Below are 22653 nucleotides of genomic sequence, written 5' to 3' on the forward strand. Positions count from 1 at the left end.
ACATGGATAGGTAAGGGCCATTGGCCCTTGCCTAACTATTCCAGGCCCGCGCATAGTTATCATCTGGCTTCACTTTACGAAGGGATTTCGCCGTGCGCTGGCTCAGGATTGCCATAGCTTTTACCGTCGCTCTGATGGCTTCTGTACTCGGTATAACGTCGGTGCAGGCGGCATCAGCTACCAGTTGGTCGGTCCTCTCTGACCCTCAGGGCACACTGCAACTGAGCGATGTGCGCTCCGCACGGCTATCCAGCCAGTTCAGTCCCGTCGATCTTGCCCGGCTAACCCCTGCTGAGCCCGGTGAAGCCCTATGGCTGCGGGTACGCTTGCAACCCGACAGGCACGAACAAATTCTGCGGGTGTTCGCCCCCGACCTCTCGCGCCTGGACATGTATGTCTTTGACGATCAAAAGCTGATCAGCGAAATCGTCACCGGCAACTCACTGCCCCTCAGCAGCAAGCCTGTGCCAAGCAGTGACTACCTACTGCCTTTACCGCAAAGTCATGAAGCCCTGGATGTTTACCTGCGCATGGTCTCGGACCACCAGTTACGTCCCCACATTACCCTCGACACTGCCGTCATGCTGGCCGCCAACCAGGGCAAGCCCTTGCTCTATGGTCTGTTGCTCGGCTGCATGGCAATGCTGGTGTTGCACAACCTGATTCGCTTTTCCTTTAGCCGCTCGCCCAGCAGCCTGTGGCTTGCGATTTGTGAAATCCTGCTCATGGCCAGTTCGGCGCTGTTCCTGAACCTGCTGGACCCCTGGCTCCCGCAGTGGCAAGGCGCACAAATCCCCGGTGCCTACCTGGCCCTGCTGCTGACCGCACCTTGCGGGTTGATGTTTACCTATCACTTTTTCTCGAACCGTGGCTCACATCCGCTGCACAAACTGCTGTTGCTAAACATTCTGATCATCAGCCTCGGCGGCCTGCTACTGCTGTTTATCGATGACCTGCCACTGAACCTGATGACCTACGCTCTGGTCGGACTGGCGAGCCTGAGCATTCTGGCGGTTGCGGTTTACCACTGGCAAAAAGGCTACCGACCGGCGCGCATGTTTGTCATGGCGATGGTGTTTTTCAATATCGGCACCCTGGTGATCCTCCCCGCACTGCTGGGCCTGACCCTGATCGCACCGCAGGAGCTGGTTCTGGCGCTGATGATGGTGATCTGCACCAGCGGTTTGCTGATGAGCATCGCCTTGAGCGAGCGCAATCGCGGCATCACCGATGCGCAATTCAGCATCAGCCGCGACCTGGCTGCCAGTAACGCCGAGGTAAGTGCCAAGGCCGAGTTCCTGGCCAAGATCAGCCATGAAATCCGCACCCCCATGAACGGCGTGCTGGGTATGACCGAACTGCTGCTGGGTACACCACTGTCGGTCAAACAACGCGATTACGTACAAACCATCCACAGTGCGGGCAACGAGCTGCTGACGCTGATTAACGAAATTCTCGATATCTCCAAGCTCGAATCGGGGCAAATCGAGCTCGACGACGTACAGTTCGACCTCAATGCCCTGATCGAAGACTGCCTGAGTATTTTCCGCACCAAAGCCGAACAGCAGAACGTCGAGCTCATCAGTTTTATCCAGCCACAAGTGCCACGGGTGATCAGCGGTGACCCCACCCGCCTGCGCCAGACCTTGCTCAGCCTGCTCGAGAACTCCCTGAAAAAGACCGACGAGGGCGAGATTCTTATCGTTGTCGCACTGGAGGAGCGCAGCGGCCCGCCACGCCTGCGCATTGCCATTCAAGACTCCGGCCAACCGATGGATGAGCAGGAGCGTGACGCCCTGTTGCATGCCGAGTTGCACAGCAAGAACTTCCTCGCGGCAACCCGCCTCGGTGGCCATTTGGGCTTGGTCATCGCGCGCCAGCTGATCCTGTTGATGGGCGGCGAGTTCGGGATCAAACCCGGGCAAACCACCGGCAGCAATCTGTGGCTGACCCTGCCTCTGGACCCGCAACACCTTGAGCACCCGACTTCCGATCTGGACAGCCCGCTCAAGGGCGCACGGGTGTTGGTGGTCGACGACAACGACACCTGCCGCAAAGTGCTGGTGCAACAGTGCTCCGCCTGGGGCCTGAACGTCAGTGCCGCGGCATCGGGCAAGGAGGCTCTGGCCTTGCTGCGCACCAAGGCGCACTTGCGTGATTACTTCGACATCGTCCTGCTGGACCAGAACATGCCTGGCATGACGGGCATGCAACTGGCCGCCAAGATCAAGGAAGACCCGAGCCTCAACCACGACATCCTGCTGGTCATGCTCACAGGTATCAGCAACGCGCCGAGCAAGATCATTGCGCGCAACTGCGGGATCAAGCGCATCCTCGCCAAGCCAGTGGCCGGTTACACCCTCAAAACCACCTTGGCCGATGAACTGACCCAGCGCAACAAGGGGCATACCGCCGCGCACACCTCTGCCAATGGCCCGGCGGCCGTACCCGTATCAGTGCCCGGTGACTTCCGTATTCTGGTGGCCGAAGACAACAACATCTCGACCAAGGTCATTCGCGGCATGCTTGGCAAGCTCAACCTGCACCCGGACACCGCCTGCAATGGCGAGGAAGCGCTGAAAGCGATGAAAACCCAGCGCTACGACCTGGTTCTGATGGACTGTGAAATGCCGGTACTGGACGGTTTTTCCGCTACCGAGCAATTGCGCGCTTGGGAAGTCAGCCATCAGCGTGTACGCACCCCGGTGGTTGCGTTGACCGCGCACATCCTTACCGAGCACAAGGAACGCGCTCGACAGGCAGGCATGGACGGGCACATGTCAAAACCCGTGGAGCTGTCGCAACTGCGTGAACTGGTGGAATTCTGGGTCGAACAGCGTGAGTTGCGTCAATCCAGGGCACAACTGTCCTAACATACACTCAATCCCCTGATAAACTTTGCGCGCCCCCCTTCGATGTGAGCTCAGACCATGCTCCATGTGTTGTTCAGTGTGTATTTGAAGATGCTGGTGCTCTATAGCCCGTTCTTCGTACTGTCGTGTTTTATCAGCCTGACCCGGGGTTACTCGAACAAGGAGCGCCGCCGCCTGGCCTGGAAAGTGGCCCTGGCCACGCTGATCTCCAGCGTGCTGCTCTATCTGTTCGGGCGCACCATTTTCAGCGTGTTTGGCATCACCGTTGACGCGTTCCGCATCGGTGCCGGCAGCGTGCTGTTTATCTCGGCACTGGGCATGGCCCAAGGCAAGTCTGTGGTTCAGACTGACAACGTGCAGCAAGACGTAACCATTGTACCGTTGACCATCCCGCTCACCGTTGGCCCCGGCACCATTGGTGCGCTGCTGGTCATGGGCATCACCCAGCCCCATTGGGACGACAAGCTCATGGCTATCGTCAGTATTGCCCTGGCCAGCCTGACGGTCGGCGTGGTGCTTTACCTTTCCAACAAGATCGAGGGAATTCTGGGCGAGCAGGGCTTACAGATCGTAAGCCGCCTGATGGGCCTGTTTGTATGCGCCCTCGCAGCGCAAATCATCTTTACCGGGGTTCGGGGCTATATGGTCCCTTGAACAAAGTCTGCGTAGCAGCTGCCGTAGGCACGAGGCTGCGTTCGACGATGCAATCGTCGTAAAACCGGCAAGCACGGTGCATCTGATTCACCAAAGCCGAATGGTTTTACGACTGCTTCGCAGCCGGACGCAGCCTCGTCCCTTCGGCAGCTGCTACGGTTGTGCTCAAGGCTTTTCGCCATACCAGCGCGGCGTATACACCCACTGTGTGCCATCGGCACGCGGGAAGGTGCAGGTGGTCGACGAACCAATCAGCACCATAGTGCGCATATCTACCTGATCCGGCGTCAAATCACCCAACGTAATCACGCGCAGGGTCTGGCCTGGACGGCCGATATCGCGCCCCAGCACCACAGGCGTTTGCGCCGTGCGATGACGGCGCACGATATCCAGCGCAACCCCCAACTGCCACGGTCGTGAACGGGAGATCGGATTGTAGAACGCCAGGGCCAGGTCCGCCTCGGATGCCAGGTCCAGACGCTTTTCAATGATGCTCCACGGCTTGAGGTTGTCCGACAGCGACATTACGCAGAAGTCATGCCCCAGCGGCGCACCCGCCTGTGCAGCAGTTGCCAACGAAGCCGATACGCCCGGCAGGATCTCCAGGTCGACGCTGTGCCACTGCGGTTCAGTAGACTCGTGCAAGGCCTCAAGCACTGCAGCGGCCATGGCAAATACGCCGGGATCACCCGAAGACACCACCACGACCGAACGACCTTGTGCCGCCAGCTCAAAGGCATGTCGGGCACGCTGCATTTCTTCTCGGTTATCGGTGCAATGCAGCACCTGATCGGCGCGAAACGGCCCGGCCATGCGCACATAGGTTTCGTAACCCAACACATCATTGGCCCGGGCCAGTTCGGCTTTGACCGCAGGCACCATCAGCTCGGCAGCGCCGGGGCCCAGGCCGATAACGGCCAAGCGTCCACGCGTCCGGCCAATCTGCTGTGGGTCCAGTGGTGCGAGTGCTACGCCCAACTTTAGCCCGCTACCCGACTCGCGCCAGTCCACAGGCAGTTGCTCGGCAGCGCTGACAAACCGAAGCGGCACAGCCAATTCGAGGGCCGTTTCACGCAACTGCGCGCTGCCCATCAAGGTGTCGGGCGCAACGATGCACGCCAGCGATTGCCAGGCCAGCTTCGCCTCGTGCAAAGCCTCGCGAATCGTCTGCGCCGAGACTTCAGCACTTGCCTTCAGCAGCACATTGCGCGGATAGATCAACAGCTCATCAGCCGCCGGTTCACGCTCGGCACTGCCGATATGAATACTCAGACGTGCCTGCTGACTTTCAGGCAACTGCGCACTGGCCAGCCACGGTGCATCACCTTCGATACGCACCGGCTCGCCCGCCAGCAGGTCAGACACAAAGCGCTTGCCCAATTCCAGATCGCCCAAGGCGTAGCCGCTCGGCGGGTTAAGCAGGCAGGTGCCAAAGCGCAGTTCACCGCTGGTGGTGATCGCAGGAGCAATGCCCAAGCCGGCAGCGATTTCCCGTGCCAGATCGTTCACCCCGCCCAGCCCGCCCAGCAGCGGTACGACCGCGCTGGCGTCTTCGGCAACGGCCAGTACCGGCGGCTCGGCGCCCTTCTCCAGCAGCAACGGCGCCAGCGTGCGAATCACAATTCCCGCCGCGCACAACGCAATAATCGGTGTGCCCTGCTGATACAGCTCACGCAGGGTGGCACCAAAATCACTGTAACTGCGGTCAACGTCCTCAACCCGCCCTGCCAGACCATAAATCAGCGCCTCTGAGCAGCACTGTTGAATACGCCGAGCGGTGTTCAAGCTGCCACTGCCCAGGATGACAATGGCCGGTGCTGGTCGACTCATCCTTGCCACCGCTCGCCCGGCACGATAATCAGCGAGAAGTACGGCGAGGACATCGGTTCCACTTCATTGAGCGGCACGATTTTCTGATTGCTCATGGTGGCGCGCTCAACGTATAGCGCACGCTCGGCCAGGCCCAGTTCACCCAGTACTTCGCGCACTTTATGAAAGTTGCGCCCCAGTTTCATGATCACCGCCGCATCGGCAACCGCCAGGCGCGACTTGAGTTCGTCGTGGGGCAGCACACCCGAGAGCACCGACAGGCTCTGGTTGCGATACACCAGCGGCACGCCCAGTACCGAAGCACCGCCCAACATCGAGCACACACCCGGCACCACCTGAGCCTCAAAACGCTGGGCCAGACGGTCGTGCAGGTACATATAGGAGCCGTAGAAGAACGGGTCGCCTTCGCAGATCACCGCCACATCGCGCCCGGCTTCCAGATGCACGGCCACTTCAACAGCCGCCTGATCGTAGAAATCGCTGATCACTTGTTCGTACGACAACGGTTCCGGCAACACTTCAGTAGTCACCGGGTACACCAGCGGCATCTGCGTTTGCGCGTCTTGCAGATGGGCTTCGATAATGCCGAAAGCATTGCCCTTTTTGCCTTTGGCGACGAAGTACGCCACCACCGGCGACTCGCGCAGCAAGCGCAAGGCTTTCACGGTAATCAGCTCCGGGTCACCGGGACCAACGCCCAAACCGATCAAACGTCCTGGTTGCGTCATTATTCGATCTCCGTCGCCAGTGCGTTGACCGCGGCGGCAGCCATCGCGCTGCCGCCTCGGCGGCCCTGCATGATCACAAACGGTACGCCGCGACTGTCCGCCGCGAGCATGGCCTTGGATTCAGCTGCGCCGACAAAGCCGACCGGAAAGCCCAGAATCAGCGCCGGTTTAGGTGCCCCGGCATCGATCATTTCCAGCAGGTAAAACAGCGCGGTCGGCGCGTTTCCGATCACCACCACGCTGCCTTCCAGATACGGACGCCACAGTTCAAGGGCCACCGCCGAGCGGGTGTTGCCCTTCTCCAGCGCCAGCTCTGGCACGCCTTCTTCACGCAGGGTACAGATCACCGGGTTGTTGGCCGGCAAACGGGTACGGGTCACACCTTCGGAAACCATGCGCGCATCGCACAAGATTGCCGCGCCAGCAGCCAGTGCATCACGTCCGGCCTTGCCCGCGCCCGGCGAAAAACGCAGGTCCTCGATAGCGTCGACCATGCCGCAGGCGTGAATCACTCGCACCGCGAGTTTTTCCAGATCCGCCGGGATACTGGCGAGGTTGGCCTCGGCACGAATAATGGCGAACGAGTTGCGATAGATCTCTTGACCATCGCGGATGTAATCAATCATCGGTGTTGCTCCGTTGGCGGGCCTCAAGCCAGGCGCCCGCCGCTTCAATAGTAAGGTTGCGCTCGCGCAGAACACCGAAACCCGGTTGTTCTGGGGCACGTAAATAAAGGTCGTAATGACCGGGCGCCACGGCCAGCAAAGTGACCGGCGCAACGTGGGCCGCCGCGCAAGAGCGCAGGCAGCCAGTCAGATGTATGTTGTGCGGTTGCTGCAAAACGGCCGCCAGCTGACGCGCGTCCTGTTTGGTATCGGCCAGGCCTTTGGCGCAGGCGCTTGAACCGGTACAGGCAAGCAGATGCGCCAGCGGGGTCTGTACATCACAGAGCAACCCCAGGGCTTCTAACTGTCGTGTAACCGTGAGCGCAGCCTGCGCCTGAACATTGGGCAGCAACACACTTTGCCAAGGGGTGAAGCGCAACGTGCCGTCGCCGAACGTCTCTGCCAGTTGAGCCAGCCCGGCCAGGGTCGCGGCATCCAGCCGACCCAGCGCAGGCACGGCGCCGATATGGACCCGGCCTTGCTCGATCTGTGGATAAGTCCCGATGTGCCGTAACCCGTTAGTGCCTTCGCGCCGCCATTGTGCCAGCACCATCAGCGGCACACTGAGGCGTTGCGCCAACTGCGCCATAAAATCCGCGAGCGCAACTTCCTTGAGCAAATGACGCATCCGCGTGTGTTCCGGGCGGGCCAGATCAAGAAACAGCGTCAACACTGCCAGCACCAGCGCATGCCCGTGCTCAACCGGCACCGCTGCCAGCGCCCGGTCATGGCCCGGGCACCCGGCCAGACCAAAGGCCAGCAGCGTCTGGCCATTGTGCTCGAACGCCGACAACCACAGGTCGTGGGGGTGTTCGAGCATGGCCAATGCTTCGCCGCCGTCCAGTTGCACCGCGAACTTGGCCGACAACTCGGCAAACCGCGCAGTACTTTGCAAACTCGCGAGTATTTGCCGGGCCAGCGGGCGCGTATCGAACTGCATCTGCGGGTCGATGCCCGCAGTAGGGCTGAGCATCAGGTTGCGCACATCATCACCCGCTGCGGTCGCAGGCCCTAGGCCCACCGCCAGCAGGGGCTCAATCAGCTCACGCTGCCTGGGCCCAACACCACGAATCTGCAGGTTGGCGCGATTGGTCGCCTCGATCACGCCGCTGGCATAACGCTGGGCCACATCAGCCACCGCCCGGGCTTGCCGTGCAGTGATCGAGCCGCCGTCCAGCTTGACCCGGCAGATCCCGCCATCCAGCGCGGCAACGATGCGCAGTAACCCCGGGCAAGCCGAAGGGCGCACAGAAGTCGTGACAGGCAATTCAAGTGGCAGGGTCAATGGGCTATCCAGAACAGGCAATGGGCTATTGCAGGTGGCGCATTATGCCTGCTTTGGGCAATCCCATGAAAAGCTTGCCGGACGGAATACCTACATGGGTTGAGGCGGCTCAGCGAACACCGGGTGAACACGGCCCAGACGGCTGATCAGCAAGACTACCGTGTCAGCATTGGCCAGCATCAAATCGATACGTTTCATGGGGTCCTTGGTGAATACCTCACGGGCTTGCGCCAGCGTTTGCACCCCGGCAATTTTTTTCACATGGCTTTTGGCCGGACCGTTTGGTATATCGCTCCACTGCTGGGTATCGGGATTGAACGACTGAAACAGCCTCTGCTCCTCCACGTACGGCGAATGGCACTGCTGAGCGACGTCACAGAGCTGTTTAAGACGGCTGCCATAGGCCGTACGCTCATCCAGTAGATCGGGATAGGGGAAGCCCGGGTTCGAATAAAAAATATCGTCCGTGTTCAGTACTTGATGGTTGATCTCGTGCAACAGGAACGAGGCGCGATAGTGCTGGTTGACCGCAAACGGTGGCTCGGTCTGCTTCAAGTACGGGTGATTTAACGCATAGGGTAATTCAAACACCGAGGCGAAGAACTTCTCGGCCAAATAGACACGCTTGCTCGGGTCCGCAAGGTTGACAAAAGCCACAGTATTGTTCGCAAACCGGGATCGACACACCACGTATTTGCTTGACGTCAGTGGCGCCATATCGGGATGTAAAAACCGTGCAAGCATGGGCTCAACCGTTTGTTTGAGCCGCTCGAGCATCGCTTGGTCAATTGCCTCAACATCAAAGAAAATCTCCAGCAGCTCGCGGTTGTCAGCATTTACCTCACCCGCCTCGTTCAGCGTATGCAGTGCGTTTTGACTGCGTTGCAGGTAGAGAGTCGCCAGCTCATGAGCCTCGCGGATCTTCAATGCCTTCTCAGGAAAACGCCGTTGAATACTGTCCATGCCAATGGCTTCCATTTCATAGGTAAAGGCATACCCGCCCATGATCGCTCTGGAAAACACCGGGCCGCCGCCCAACAGCGGCTCGCGGGTGTCCAGAACCCACTGCTGCTTGTCGTCGAGTTTCAGCAGTGGGCCGTCGAGCTGTTCGTCGATAAAAATGCGCCAGCGCTCGCGCCAGGCCTTGAGACGAAACACTTGCCCGGCCAACTGCACATAGTTGAAGCCGCTGCGCGGGTCGCTGTAAACATGAGTGGAGGGGTCTCTGTGCAGATCTTTCAGGGCCACATCATTGACCTGAAAAGGCTGTAACTCGGCTTGTGGGGCCAGCTCCGGCGTCACGCCTTCGGTATGTTTGCCGCTGCGTTGACGGGAGGCCGTTATCAGCAGCGCCTGGGCAAAATCCCCCACGGCCTCGCCCCACGTGCCCCGCCTTGCCGCGGCCACGCCCTCATTTAGCGCCCCCATGCTCTGCCAAACCACCAACGGAATACTGAGTTTGGCCGGGAGAAACATCAGCGCAGTCTGCACGATCAGGCTGAACAGGTACTTGAAAGACTCCCAATTCGCTTCGGCCGTCGTTTTCGATTGCTCCGCAGCCATTTCCAGCAGCAATTGGTAGTTATCCTTGTACAGTTCATGAAACAAATTGCCCGCGATGGGGCGGTTAGCCAGAGTGGGTGGCAAAGCCTTGAGCAACAGACCGGGTATGGGTGAGCTGATATAACGCACCAGATGCGGTTCGACAAAACCGCCATTGGCGTAAGTCTTGCGGGTAAAGGCTGACATGCGTGACAGCAGCAGATTTTGCATAGGCGTGGAGGTGCGCAGGTCTTCGAGCACGTCGGCGTCGCTGTCGTAAGACTGGAACGTAAACTGCTCGCTGTAGTTGACCCACAAAATCTGCGGCCCGGCCTCGGGTGCCGCGGGGCCGATCAGGTACACACCCGCGACCCGGTCCGGGTCATCCCCCTCTTCTGCGATCAACTCGAAGGGCCGAATGATGATCGTGCCACCGTCCAGCGGTTCGCGGGCCGAGCCATCGGGCATGTCCATCACATGCTGCAAATAGCGCCAGGAGGTTTCCTTTCTCGGGTCGATCAGCTTCTCGCGCAATGCCTGCTCAATCACTTGCAGCCGCAAATGCTCGGCAAATTGTTGCTGGCGCAGTGCAACGCCATCGTTACCGGGCGCAAGTCTGGTCTTGAGCAAGGTTTGGTACTGAGCGCCGATATCCAGTTGCCGGGTTAACTGACGCACATAAGCGGCGTCCAGCAACGCAGGTAGCGCCCGGCCATCGTGGCCGTGCAAGGACATCGTCCCGGCGTTGAGCCGGTAAAAAGCATTCAAGGCAAACTGCGTCAGGCTCTGGTGAGTACGCGTTGTGGCCGCGGGCAAAAAAGACGGAATATTGCCCACGCCTACAGGAGCGCCAAGATAGGTGTCGATCACCACCTCAATCGCATCCGGCTGCAGCCCTTGGCCAGGAAAGTCGGTGTCCAGGCGAGACGCCAGAGCCGCTCGTGAAAACTCGGTGATTTCCGGGATGTCATGCAAGTAACTCTGATCGGCTTGCCCGGCACTCTGAAAGCGCTGCAACAGGTGAGCGTATTGCTGTTGCTCGTCTGGCGCGGCCGCTTTCAGCCAGGCGGGCAGCAAGGTATTGAACTGTTGCAGACGAGCCGTTTCGATCACCCGCTCCAGCATTACCCCGGCCCGGCCTGCAACCAACGCGCTCTGCACCGTATTTTCAAAAGCCTGCGCCGACAACGGCGTATTTCGGGCCAGACGGCACACATGTTCGATGTCCTGCAGCACCTTGTTGATGGCAGCTATCTGGCATTGGCTGATGAAGTCCTGCTCGATCGGCTCCAGGTAAAGCCAGCGATTTTGCCCGGCCACTTTCCAGTAACGCGTGCCGTCCAGATACGTCGACACGCCCGACTGCTCGGCAGTGCTCACATTGTCCAGCAACTCCCAGCGCCGGACCTTGCTCAGCAAAAGCGCTTCAAGGTGCGCCATGCAATGGTCCAAACAATTAAATCCTTCAAAGCCTGCTGCCGGAGTCCAGACAATTGCACGACCTGCGTTGGCAGACTCAAGCCCGCCGCGTTCGGTGACCAGAAAACAATTGGCCACAGCCATTGCCCCCTGCCCCCCGTTAAACGACAAGCTGATGCCATGCACATCCGGTACGAACTGATTGAGTGCCGGGCGCTGATCACTCACCGGATAGTCCAGTACGGTGTTGAGGATTGCCCGGTCAGTCGAGCCAAGAGCGTTGTCCAGATGCATGAGCCGCAGCTCGGCACGCAACATCACGCCCCTCAAGGTGGCTAGCCTGAGCGCCAGCGCATCCGGACCCTGCGGGCTGTAAGGGGTAAAAAAAGAACCCCCGGAGCCGCTGTTTGAACTGGGCGCTGAAATCCATTGCGGCCTGATCCAGCACCGTCAGCACCTTGGTCCCGGCAAAGGTTTTCAGCAGTTTGGCTTCGGCACTGCTGCTTGATTGCAAAGCGGCCTCAACCGCCTGAGGGTTGAGCGGCAGCGGACGATAACCGGTCACCCGCTCCAATAGCGCATCGACAAGCATCACTGATCGAACGGGCGTGTGGCCGTCCCGAGCTTGTATCACCACGCAGGAGAAATCCAGACGTCCATGCCCGGCCCGGATCATGGGTTCCTGCAACCTGGCCAAGGCAAATGAGTATGGGGTTGGCCAATAACGCAGCAGCTCATCCCGCTGAGCCTTCAGGTTCATCAACTTCAAACCCAGCACATCGGCGACCTCACTGGGGCTGTCCGGTACTGGGGTAAAACCGCTTGCACCCGGCACATAACGGCTGCTCCAACGCCCGCCGCTGTTCAACGCCAACAGATCAGGGTCGATCAACTGCCGCACATCGAGTGCATGATCGACCGCCGCCAGCGCGACATGCCCGGCCCGGAGCTGCTGCAACAGAAAATTGAAATCGCTGGACTGCCGGGTGCGAATTGATTGCACGCAAGCGGCGAATACATCGCTGGAAATATGCTCGACACTCAATCGAAGCTCGGACATTGCCGCGAGCGACTCACGTTGATCCAGAGCGATGTAGCGCGCAATCGATGCATACGTCGCAGGGGTTCTCAAACTCGACAGCAGCCAACTCTTGAACCGCGCCCGAGTGCCATGCTTGATCAACCCTTGGGCTGCGCTAAATGAAAAAACCGGGCTCTCCTGCTTCGGAAAAAACACACTGAACACCCCTGACAAAGCTAACTCGCCCTTGGTCGGATCAAACACCGCCAAACGCGCAGCCTGTACCTGGGCGTTGTTATTAACGTCCGAAAACATCTGCTGCAAATGGCCAAATTGTTCCCGGGTAATCTGCTGGTCATGCAGGGCTTGTAGCGTCTGGTGATAAAACAGGTCGCCGAGCCTGGCGACACAATGGTCAAACGGGCTGACTTGCGCTGCACCCGCCTCCTGCCAATACGTGTCCAGAGCCGCCTGCATGCGCTTTGGCAGGTCTTTGGTCGCACTCGACAGCACTCGAACAAGGCGCGTTTCAACTTCATGGGTGCCGCCCTCAGGCAACCCCAAAAACTCTCGGCTATCGGCATCGGGCAATTCACCCTTCAGGTAAAAATCCAGCGCCGCCGTGCCCAAGCTTACTGTCGTGACCTGGTCTTCCTGCGTGGGGTGTTCCCCACGTCTGCTGCTGCGAAGCCAGATCGTCTGAAAATCCAATAGCCAGCCTGGATACTCCCGCGCCAGCGCACGACTCAACTGCGTATCGAGGACCGAGCGTAACGAAGGCAGAGTGATCAAACTGGCCAATGCCTGCACCCGGCAACTGACTAAAAAGTCGCTAATACCCTGACTGACATTCTGCATCACCGGTGATTGCACCTGCCGGGTGTCGAGCGTCAGCGCACCAGGCGTGATCAGAGCAGCGCGCACGTCCAGAGGGGTCAAGCGCAACAACTCACTGCGCTGTTCGGGATCGTCCAGTTGCTGCTCGAGCGCCTGGCGCAAAGCACTTTCGTCGGCGAACCGTCGCAACGTGCCCGTTACGGTAAATAAAAATACGGCGCTGCCTGGGGCATTGCCTGGTCGGCACAGCAGGGCACCCGCCCAGTGCACCGGTCGGCATTGCTTGCGTGACACAAACAGGCTGTGCACCTGCGCCGACCCGGTGGGGTGGTCTTCCTTTACCGCACTGCGCAGCGCGCTGCTTTCGGCCGCACTGAGGTCACCCGCCAACTCGGCGAGCGACAGGCTGTTCATGAAGCATTCATACAAGGCCTGCTCTGCATAAAACGGGCGTGGGATAGCGTTCATCGTTCATCTCGCAAGCGTGACGGGCGAGCCTGAAGGGCGCCCTGAAAATGAACTCAAACGCTAAGCCACGGCACCATTGCAAAGGCATTACATACTTATCGACACCAAACCGTTGTAACCGCGGCTGCAGCGCCCCGCCCAATCTTCGCCAAGGTCACGTCATTGCACCCGGTGGCTTTATGCGCAAGGCACCTGCAGGCCAAGGCGCGCTATCATGCGTGCCCTGCCTACGGGCCTTTGAAACCCGCTGGCAGTTGGATAAATCAGCGTTCACCAAGAGGATCGGCATGTCGCCCTGGCTAACAATTGTGGGAATCGGTGAAGACGGCTTCAGCGGTCTGGGCAAAACTGCGCGCCGCGCGCTGTTGAGTGCTGGCACCGTGATAGGCGGCCAGCGCCAGCTCGACCTGCTGCCCGCCTGCATCCGTGGCCAGCGCCAAACCTGGCCCAGCCCGTTTTCATTGGCCCCCGTACTGGCAATGCGCGGCGAACCCGTGTGCGTACTGGCCAGCGGCGATCCGATGCTGTTTGGCGTCGGTGCCAGCCTGGCACGATTGGTCCCGAGCGATGAAATGCAGGTTCTGTCAGCGCCTTCGTCCTTTTCGCTGGCAGCCGCCCGACTGGGCTGGGCCTTGCAGGACGTGGTCACGCTGTCCGTAGTAGCGCGCCCAGTAGCCGCTCTCAATGCCCATCTGCACAGCGGCGTGCGCTTGTTGGTGTTGAGCAACGATGGCAGTAGCCCGGCCATTATTGCTGCGATGCTGCGCGAACAGGGTTTTGGCCCGAGCCGGCTGACGGTGCTGGAACATCTTGGCGGCCCACTGGAACGCCGGGTTGAAGCCTGCGCCAATGCCTGGAGCGACCCGCCGATCGCAGCCCTCAACCTGATCGCTATTGAATGCCAGGCCGATGCCTCGACCCAGCCCCTATCCCGTGGCGGCTTGCCTGACTCGGCCTTCAAGCATGACGGCCAACTGACCAAGCGCGATGTGCGGGCCATCACCCTCGCCCGTCTTGCGCCCTTGCCCGGCCAACTGCTGTGGGATGTGGGCGCGGGCAGCGGCTCGATCGGTATCGAGTGGATGCGCACCTGGCCAAGCTGCCGCACACTGGCGATTGAAGCCGATGCGGGCCGCCAACAACTGATCGAACACAACCGCGATGCTCTGGGCGTTCCCGGCCTGCAACTGATTCGCGGCAAGGCCCCGCAAGCCCTTGCCGGGCTGGAGCGCCCGGACGCGATTTTTATCGGTGGCGGCGTGACCCGCGAGGGCGTGCTCGACACCTGCTGGCAGCAACTCAAGCCCGGCGGGCGACTGGTGGCCAATGCCGTCACCCTGCAAAGTGAAATGCTCCTGATGAGCTGGCGCGAACGCCACGGCGGCGAACTGACGCGGGTTCATATCGCTCAGGCGCAACCGCTGGGCGAGTTCGACACCTGGCGCCAGGCGCTGCCGATTACCCTTCTGGACATGACCAAGCCCCTCGATGCGTGACGAAACCGCCGAACAACCCGCACCGCTGCGCAGTGGCCTGACCACCGGCAGCTGCGCCACCGCCACCAGCCTGGCCGCCGCCCGCTTGCTGCTCAGCGGCGTCTGCCATGACGCGGTTGAGATCACCCTGCCCAAAGGCAAAAAGGTGCAGATGCGTCTGGAATTCTGCCGCCTGTGCGAAGCAGGTGCCGAAGCGGGCACCATCAAGGACGCAGGCGATGACCCGGACGTGACCCACGGCGCACTGCTCTACTCGCGGGTGCGCCTGCGGCCCGAAGCGGGCATCGGCTTTGTCGCCGGGCGGGGCGTCGGTACGGTGACCCGCCCAGGGCTGGTACTGAACGTGGGCGAACCGGCAATCAACCCGGTACCGCGCAAGATGATCACCGACCATTTGCAGCAACTGGCATCCGAGCTGAATTACGGCGGCGGCTTTGAAGTGACCGTAAACGTGCAAGACGGCGAAGCACTGGCCCTGAAAACCATGAACCCGCGCTTGGGGATTCTCGGCGGGCTGTCGATTCTGGGCACCAGCGGCATCGTGCGCCCGTTCTCGTGTGCGGCCTATATCGCCTCGATCCACCAGGGCATCGACGTGGCCAAAACCAACGGCTACCTGCATATCGCCGCCTGCACCGGCAATGCCAGCGAAGACACCATGCGCCGGGTCTACAACCTGCCGGAAATTGCCCTGATCGAAATGGGCGACTTCGTCGGCGCGGTCCTCAAGCATTTGCGCAAAGTCCCTGTGGATAAGTTGAGCATTTGCGGCGGTTTCGGAAAGATCAGCAAGCTGGCTGCGGGCCATATGGACCTGCACAGCCGTCACTCCAGCATCGACCTGCCGCAACTGGCGCAATGGGCCGCTGCCGTTGGTGCCGACCTACAACTGCAGGAAGCCATTCGCCAGGCCAACACCAGCCAACAAGCCTTGGCGATGGCCAGTGCGGTCGGTATCGCCTTGGGCGATGCGGTATGCCAGCACGCGCTGAATTTTGCCCGCAGCGTGGTGCCTGCCCAGGTACAGATTGAAGTGTTCGCCATCGACCGCCAAGGCGGCATCGTTGGCCACGCCGGAGCTTTTGCATGAAACGGATATTGTTGCTCGGTGGCGTCACCGAAGCGCTGGCCATCGCCCGCACGCTCGGCCCCCAACACGTCTACAGCCTGGCCGGGGTCGGTCGCGTGCCTACCGATTTGCGTTGTGAAGTACGGGTTGGTGGTTATGGCGGCGCAGAAGGTCTGGCCCGGTATATTGCCGACGAGGGCATCGACCTGCTGCTGGATGCGACCCACCCCTACGCGGCACAAATCAGCCGTAACGCAGCTCTTGCCGCTGCAGCCAGCGCCATCCCGTGCTGGGCCCTGCGGCGCCCGGCGTGGGTTGCACAAGCCGGTGATGACTGGCGGGAAGTGGCGGATTGGGCCGAACTGGTCGAAGCCTTGAGACCATTCAAACGCCCGCTGTTCACCCTGGGTCGCGAACCGCTGGAGCATCTGCATCAGATCCCCGAGCACCAGTTCTGGACCTTGCGCGCTCTGGATCAGTACCCCGGCAATAAGCGTTGCGAGGTGATCGGCGCACGCGGGCCGTTTCTGCTCGACGAAGAGCGAGCATTGTTCGAGCAGCGCCAGATTGATGTACTGATCAGCAAAAACAGCGGCAGCAGCGCCACCGAACCCAAACTGGAAGTCGCCCGCGAGCGTGGAGTACCGGTGTTGATCCTCAAGCGGCCGGAGCTGGCGAGAGTTGATCGGGAGTTTGTGCTGGCTGATGAGTTACTGACGACTTTAAGAGCACTTCATTACGCATGAATTTCATCGCCCTTGCCATATGGTAACTTATTTGTTACCTTTAGCGGCATGACGATCTCCGTAGAAGAATATTGCGGTCAAGATAAAACCAGCCCTTTCGAGCGCTGGTTTTCGTCATTGGATGCCCATGCTGCAGCTAAGGTATCCACAGCAATTTTGCGCATGGAGATGGGCAACACTTCGAACATAAAGTGGTTTGAAGGCTTGGGGGAGTACCGCATCGATTGGGGCCCCGGCTATAGAATCTATTTGTTACAGGAAGGAAAACGCTTGATCATCCTGTTTGGCGGTGGCGACAAGTCCAGCCAGAAACACGATATCAAACAGGCTAAAAAACTCATTGCCGAGTACAAAAGCCGAAAAAACACCACGCAACACACGAGGTAATTGCTATGGCTCTCACAAGAAGTTTCAAGCAAACAATTGCTGAGCGAGCCCAACGCGACCCCGCATTTGCTCAAGCTCTGCTCGATGAAGCCGCTACTCTTTTCCTGAATGGCGAGCCAGAAATGGCGCGGGTCATTCTTCGCGATCTGGTCAATGCCACCGTGGGGTTTGAAGGCCTGTCCAAAGAAACAGCCAAGCCCAGCAAGAGCCTGCATAGAATGCTCTCGGTCAGTGGCAACCCGAGCATGGACAATCTGGCGGCCATCTTTGCCGTTATCCGTAGCAATCTCGGGGTTCAAATAGAGGTACATGCGGTGCCGGCGCACTGACGCGTACTCCAGTGCGGTGACACTCAGCCGCACCCGCTCTTTTTACTTACGCCGATCATTCAGGCTTAATAGCCACCTTGATCGCCTCACTCATGGAATTGCTCATGTCCCGACAACGGTTTGCATTTGCCTGGATCGCCTGCTTTGCAGTGCTGTTCAACATGCTTGCCATGTCGACGGCCGGAGCGATGGGTAACGCTAAACCTGCTGCCACCGAACAGTTTATGTGGAGCAGCTTTTGCACCTCAACCGGCACCAAGATGGTTGCCGTGTCGCTGGGCACGGTTGACGCGGGTGACAGCCAGCAAGACGATCACTCCACCATGCAGCATTGCTGGTGCTGCTCGGGCTCTGCGCCGCTGGTGGCTCTGCCCGCGCATATTCCCACCTTGTATTTTGCGGCCATCGAACATGGCCACAGCCTGATCCCCGACCACCTCAAACGCCCTACCCCGCGCCAGCAATGGCCGAGCCTCAACCCCCGCGCCTCACCTCTGGTCTGATTGCGCCTCGCAACTCCTTTTGCGTTTTGAATCGTTCCGGAGAATCGCCATGTTGAACCGCTCACTGCTCAAGCACGCCCTGATCGCGGCGGCTGTATTGCTGCCTGCCTGTTTTGCCAACGCCCACGAATACAAAAGCGGCACGCTACAAATTGCCCACCCGTGGTCACAAGAGCTGCCGCCCAACGCGCCGACCGTGGCCGCGTATTTTGTCATCCACAACACCGGTACCACTGCCGATCGCCTGGTCAGTGTCGACACCCCTATTGCCGACAAGGCCGAGCTGCATCAGCACGTGATGGAGGGCGACTTGATGAAAATGCTGCCGGTGGCCAGCGTCGAAGTCCCGCCGGGCGGCACCGTGACGTTTGCGCCCATGGCGTACCACGTGATGATGTTCGGCCTCAAGGATCGCAGCCTGCTGCAGGACGGCAAGCACTTCCCGCTGACCCTGCACTTTGAAAAAGCCGGTGCGGTGCCGGTTGAAGTCAACGTGCAGAAAACAGCCCCGGCCGACAGCATGGAACACATGCACGCCCACTAACGGCCAAGGTTTCTGAACCCCGTGCGCGAACCTCGCGCCAGGCACTCCATGTCGCAAATTCGCGGCAGTTGGCTGAGCCTGTTTGCCATGTTGATGATTTTTATCGGCCCGCTGATTTCCCAAGCGATGCCGATGGATCATCACGGCTCCATGTCCATGCCCATGTCGATGGATATGAGCATGGACATGTCTGCGCACGCCGAACATAAACAGCCTGCCACCGACCACCACGCGATCTGGGAAAAGTGCGGATACTGCACCCTGCTGTTCAGTTGCCCGGCGCTGCCCGGCAGCGTTGACCTGAACCTGTTTGATGCGCCTGCGCCCAAGCGCTATCTGGCGTCCAACCCCCGGCTGGGCCATGCCCGGCAACCGGTCTTCCCCGGATCGCGCTCGCGAGCCCCACCCGCATTCTTTTAAGCCTCGACACAACTCATTATCTGGCCGACCTGCATACGCTGCTTTAGACAGCCGCAGGTGCCGGGTTGTATTCGCTTGAATATTGGAATGCTTATGTCCCGTTTTACTGCTGCCTCCCGTTTGCCTCACGCCCAGGCGGTTTTGCCCTTTGCCCTCAGCACCCTGTGCTGCGCATTGCTGGCGTCCACCGCACTGGCCGACGAACATGCAGGGCACACTAATGAACTGAGCCCGCTGGTGATTACCGCCATTGCCCCCAGCTCGCCCCTGACCGTGGTCACCAACCCCAAGGACCCGCGCCAGCCGGTGCCCGCCAGTGACGGCGGCGACTACCTCAAGACCATCCCAGGCTTCGCCATGATCCGCAACGGCGGCACCAATGGCGACCCGGTATTGCGCGGCATGTTCGGCTCGCGCCTGAAGATCCTCACCAACGGCGGCGAAATGCTCGGCGCCTGTCCCGGGCGCATGGACGCACCAACGTCCTATATCTCACCGGAAACCTACGACAAGCTCACCGTGATCAAAGGCCCGCAAAGCGTGCTCTGGGGCCCTGGCGCTTCGGCGGGCACCATCCTGTTCGAGCGTGAGCCCGAGCACTTCGGTGAACTGGGCACACGGGTCAACGCCAGCCTGCTGGCAGGCTCCAACGGCCGCTTCGACAAAACCATCGATGCCGCCGCCGGTGGCCCGCTGGGCTATGTACGGGTGATCGGCAACACGGCCCACTCCGACGACTACAAGGACGGCAATGGCGACACCGTGCCGTCGCGCTACGACAAATGGAACGGTGATATCGCCCTCGGCTGGACCCCGGATGCCGATACCCTGCTGGAACTCACCGCCGGCAAGGGCGATGGCGAAGCACGTTCGGCCGGGCGCGGCATGGACGGCAGCCAATACCTGCGCGAAAGCCTTGGCCTGCGCTTTGAAAAATCCAATATCGGCGACGTTCTCGACAAGATCGAAGCACAGGTCTACTACAACTACGCCGACCACGTGATGGACAACTACACCCTGCGCACCCCGTCGGGCACCGGCATGATGGCCGGGCCGATGGCGTCCAACGTCGACCGCCGCACCCTCGGCGCACGGATCAAGGCCACCTGGCGCTGGGCCGATTACCAGTTGATCAGCGGCATCGACGCACAGACCAACGAACACCGCAAACGCATGGGTATGGGCATCGATACCTACAAGGAGCAGAACTGGAGCAAGGACGCCGACTTCCACAACTACGGTGCCTTTGGCGAGCTGACCTGGTACGCCGCCGAACGTGATCGGGTAATTACCGGCGCGCGCCTGGACCGTGCATCAGCCAAGGATTACCGCGCCCGCCTCGGCTCGGGGATGATGAGCAAACCCAACCCGACCCTCGACCAGACCCGCGCCGACACCCTGCCCAGCGGCTTTGTCCGTTTTGAGCATGACCTGGCCGACAGCCCGACCACCTTGTATGCAGGTCTGGGCCATGTGCAGCGTTTCCCGGACTATTGGGAACTGTTTTCGCCAAGCTCGGGCCCTGCCGGTTCAGTGAACGCGTTCGATGCAATCAAACCAGAAAAGACCACCCAACTCGATATGGGCCTGCAATACAAAACCGCAACCGTGGAAGCCTGGGCCTCGGTGTATGCCGGTGAAGTCCGCGACTACATTCTGTTCGACTACGCCAGGGGCGCGTCCCAGGCACAGAACATCAACGCGCGGATCATGGGCGGTGAACTGGGCGCGGCCTATCAACTGACCTCCAACTGGAAAGCCGACGCGACCCAGGCCTATGCCTGGGGCAAAAACACCACCGACGGCAAGGCTCTGCCACAAATGCCGCCGCTGGACACCCGCCTGGGCCTGACCTACAGCGAAGACGACTGGAGCGCGGGCGCCTTGTGGCGAGTAGTGGCACCCCAGGGCCGCATCGACCGTAACGCGGGCAACGTGGTGGGCAAGGACTTCGACAAGAGCGCCGGGTTTGGCGTGTTCTCGTTCAATGGCGCGTACCGCATAAACAAGAACCTCAAGGTCAGCGCCGGGGTCGACAACCTGCTGGATAAAAACTACAGCGAGCACCTGAACATGGCGGGCAACGCCGGTTACGGCTTCCCGGCCAACGACCCGACCCCGATCAATGAACCGGGCCGCACGTTGTGGACCAAGGTTGATGTGAGCTTCTAACCCGCCTTGTGGGAGCGAGCCTGCTCGCGATGGGATCGCTGCGGAGTGTCAGTTACACCGCGTCGTCTGAATCGCGAGCAGGCTCGCTCCCACAGGATCCAGATTCAACAAAAAGTATTTAGCCTTGCGGAGCCGCTCACATGAGCCAACCAACACCGTCTTTCTACAACCTGGCCTGGCGCTGGCATTTCTATGCCGGGCTGTTTGTTGCTCCATTCATGATCCTGCTGGCACTGACCGGGATTATTTACCTGTTCAAACCCCAGCTCGACCCCCTGCTCTACGACCACCTGCTCAACGTCAGCCCCAGCCATCACAGCCTCAGCGCCGACCAGCAATTACTGCGCGTGCAAACCGCTTATCCACAGGGCCATATCAGCCAGTACCTGCCGCCAATCAACCCGGAGCGCAGCGCTCAATTTGTGATCCACAACGGCGGGCGCGAGCTTAACGTGTTTATCAACCCCTACAGCGGTGAAGTGCTGGGCGAGCAGGATGCCAAGCTCAATCTGCAAGCCGTGGCTCGGGCACTGCATGGCGAGTTGATGATCGGCACCCTCGGCGACCGGCTGGTGGAACTGGCTGCTGGCTGGGGCGTGGTGCTGGTGGTTTCCGGTCTGTACCTGTGGTGGCCACGCGGGCAATCGGCCGCCGGAATACTGTGGCCGCGCCTGGGCCGACGCGGGCGGGTGCTGTGGCGTGACTTCCATGCCGTAACCGGTTTCTGGGGCGCAGCCCTGTTGCTATTTATGCTGGTCAGCGGCATGACCTGGACCGGCTTCTGGGGCAAGCAATACGCCGATGTCTGGAACCAGTTTCCGGCAGCGATGTGGAACAACGTGCCCAAGTCTGATGTTGAAGCCCGCAGCCTCAATACTGCCACCCGCCAGACCGTGCCCTGGGCGCTGGAAAATACCCCGATGCCAGTCTCCGGCGCCCACGCCGAGCACATGGGCCACGGCGCCATGCCCAGCGGCCCTGCTGCTCCCAAGATCACGCTGCAAGATCTGGTCAACATCGCCAGCCAGCGCAAGGTCGAACCCGGTTACAGCATCACCCTGCCCACCACCGCAACCGGCGTGTTTACCATCGCGGTATTCGCCGACGACCCGCGCAACGACGCCACCCTGCATGTCGATCAATACACCGGCGAGGTCCTGGCTGACGTGCGCTGGCAGCATTACAGCAACGTTGCCCGCGCCACGGAAATGGGCGTGATGCTGCATGAGGGCAAGCTCTTCGGCTCACTGAACCAGATCGCGATTCTGCTGGTGTGCCTGATGATCCTGCTCAGCTCGGTCAGCGGCCTGGTGATCTGGTGGAAACGTCGCCCGCAGGGTCGTTTGGGCGTGCCGCCGCTACGTCACGAATTGCCGACCTGGAAGACCGGGGTTGTGATCATGCTCGCCCTCGCCGTGATGTTTCCGCTGGTGGGGGCATCGTTGATCGCTGTTTGGGTGCTTGATCGCCTGTTGATGGTTTTTCGCTCAAAACCCCAACATGAGCACTCCTCATAACTAACGTGAGTCATCCGAGAGGCGCATTCCAGAGCATTCCCTATACTGGCGCGCCAGTATCGGACACAAAATAGTTGTTACTGTATAACAATCTATTTAAGCTCCATTACCCGCCGCCAGGAGGCAGCGGGCACACCTCTCGAAAAAA

Annotated in this window: 18 protein-coding genes; 12 read left to right on the top strand and 6 right to left on the bottom strand. The window is 60.2% G+C overall.

Features of this window, described 5'->3' with window-relative positions:
* Positions 1-92 precede the first annotated feature (92 nt).
* Together V6L79_RS00375 and V6L79_RS00380 are read left to right on the top strand one after the other, a co-directional pair.
* Entirely contained in the window at positions 93-2873 is a 2781-nt protein-coding gene (locus V6L79_RS00375) for a response regulator (protein WP_338579661.1), read from the top strand.
* 57 nt (positions 2874-2930) lie between these two features.
* Positions 2931-3527: a MarC family protein gene (locus tag V6L79_RS00380; RefSeq protein ID WP_261739905.1), complete on the top strand. Its 597-nt coding sequence runs from the start codon at positions 2931-2933 to the stop codon at positions 3525-3527.
* 165 nt (positions 3528-3692) lie between these two features.
* Here the strand turns inward: V6L79_RS00380 and cobJ are convergent, their stop codons facing one another.
* The 6 genes from cobJ to V6L79_RS00410 all read right to left on the bottom strand — a co-directional run bounded on the left by cobJ (position 3693) and on the right by V6L79_RS00410 (position 13322).
* Entirely contained in the window at positions 3693-5357 is a 1665-nt protein-coding gene (gene cobJ / locus V6L79_RS00385) for a precorrin-3B C(17)-methyltransferase (RefSeq protein ID WP_338579662.1), read from the bottom strand.
* The gene (locus V6L79_RS00390) at positions 5354-6085 is read right to left on the bottom strand and encodes a precorrin-2 C(20)-methyltransferase (protein ID WP_261739907.1); all 732 of its coding nucleotides are present in this window, start codon (positions 6083-6085) and stop codon (positions 5354-5356) included. The genes cobJ and V6L79_RS00390 overlap by 4 nt, the downstream gene beginning before the upstream one ends.
* Positions 6085-6711: a precorrin-8X methylmutase gene (locus V6L79_RS00395; protein WP_261739908.1), complete on the bottom strand. Its 627-nt coding sequence runs from the start codon at positions 6709-6711 to the stop codon at positions 6085-6087. The genes V6L79_RS00390 and V6L79_RS00395 overlap by 1 nt, the downstream gene beginning before the upstream one ends.
* Entirely contained in the window at positions 6704-8035 is a 1332-nt protein-coding gene (gene cobG, locus V6L79_RS00400; RefSeq protein ID WP_338579663.1) for a precorrin-3B synthase, read from the bottom strand. Before cobG ends, V6L79_RS00395 begins: the two co-directional genes overlap by 8 nt.
* Positions 8036-8125: 90 nt before the next feature.
* Positions 8126-11314: a dermonecrotic toxin domain-containing protein gene (locus tag V6L79_RS00405; protein WP_338579664.1), complete on the bottom strand. Its 3189-nt coding sequence runs from the start codon at positions 11312-11314 to the stop codon at positions 8126-8128.
* Positions 11259-13322: a dermonecrotic toxin domain-containing protein gene (locus V6L79_RS00410; protein ID WP_338579665.1), complete on the bottom strand. Its 2064-nt coding sequence runs from the start codon at positions 13320-13322 to the stop codon at positions 11259-11261. Before V6L79_RS00410 ends, V6L79_RS00405 begins: the two co-directional genes overlap by 56 nt.
* A 287-nt stretch (positions 13323-13609) precedes the next feature.
* Between V6L79_RS00410 and cbiE the strand changes: the two genes are divergently transcribed.
* The 10 genes from cbiE to V6L79_RS00460 all read left to right on the top strand — a co-directional run bounded on the left by cbiE (position 13610) and on the right by V6L79_RS00460 (position 22505).
* Positions 13610-14818, top strand: coding sequence for a precorrin-6y C5,15-methyltransferase (decarboxylating) subunit CbiE (gene cbiE, locus V6L79_RS00415; protein ID WP_338579666.1), 1209 nt, complete (start codon positions 13610-13612; stop codon positions 14816-14818).
* The gene (locus V6L79_RS00420; protein ID WP_338579667.1) at positions 14811-15908 is read left to right on the top strand and encodes a cobalt-precorrin-5B (C(1))-methyltransferase; all 1098 of its coding nucleotides are present in this window, start codon (positions 14811-14813) and stop codon (positions 15906-15908) included. The genes cbiE and V6L79_RS00420 overlap by 8 nt, the downstream gene beginning before the upstream one ends.
* Entirely contained in the window at positions 15905-16633 is a 729-nt protein-coding gene (locus tag V6L79_RS00425; protein WP_338579668.1) for a cobalt-precorrin-6A reductase, read from the top strand. Before V6L79_RS00420 ends, V6L79_RS00425 begins: the two co-directional genes overlap by 4 nt.
* Before the next feature lie 48 nt (positions 16634-16681).
* Positions 16682-17020 carry a type II toxin-antitoxin system RelE/ParE family toxin gene (locus V6L79_RS00430; RefSeq protein WP_321834785.1) on the top strand — a complete coding sequence of 113 codons (339 nt, stop codon included), beginning with the start codon at positions 16682-16684 and terminating at the stop codon, positions 17018-17020.
* Between the two features lie 5 nt (positions 17021-17025).
* On the top strand, positions 17026-17349 hold the full coding sequence (locus V6L79_RS00435; protein WP_261739914.1) for a DNA-binding protein: 324 nt from the start codon (positions 17026-17028) through the stop codon (positions 17347-17349).
* A 104-nt stretch (positions 17350-17453) separates the two neighbouring features.
* Complete coding sequence (locus V6L79_RS00440; protein ID WP_321834787.1) at positions 17454-17852, top strand: DUF2946 domain-containing protein; 399 nt, start codon at positions 17454-17456, stop codon at positions 17850-17852.
* A 49-nt stretch (positions 17853-17901) separates the two neighbouring features.
* Complete coding sequence (locus tag V6L79_RS00445; RefSeq protein ID WP_261739916.1) at positions 17902-18396, top strand: copper chaperone PCu(A)C; 495 nt, start codon at positions 17902-17904, stop codon at positions 18394-18396.
* Positions 18397-18444: 48 nt separating this feature from the next.
* On the top strand, positions 18445-18816 hold the full coding sequence (locus V6L79_RS00450; protein ID WP_338579669.1) for a DUF2946 domain-containing protein: 372 nt from the start codon (positions 18445-18447) through the stop codon (positions 18814-18816).
* Between the two features lie 93 nt (positions 18817-18909).
* Positions 18910-20988, top strand: coding sequence for a TonB-dependent copper receptor (locus V6L79_RS00455; protein ID WP_338579670.1), 2079 nt, complete (start codon positions 18910-18912; stop codon positions 20986-20988).
* Positions 20989-21128: 140 nt separating this feature from the next.
* Positions 21129-22505: a PepSY domain-containing protein gene (locus tag V6L79_RS00460; protein WP_261739919.1), complete on the top strand. Its 1377-nt coding sequence runs from the start codon at positions 21129-21131 to the stop codon at positions 22503-22505.
* Positions 22506-22653 lie beyond the last annotated feature (148 nt).

Origin of the sequence: Pseudomonas sp. ML2-2023-6 (assembly GCF_037055265.1) — a bacterium.
Lineage (GTDB): Bacteria > Pseudomonadota > Gammaproteobacteria > Pseudomonadales > Pseudomonadaceae > Aquipseudomonas > Aquipseudomonas kulmbachensis.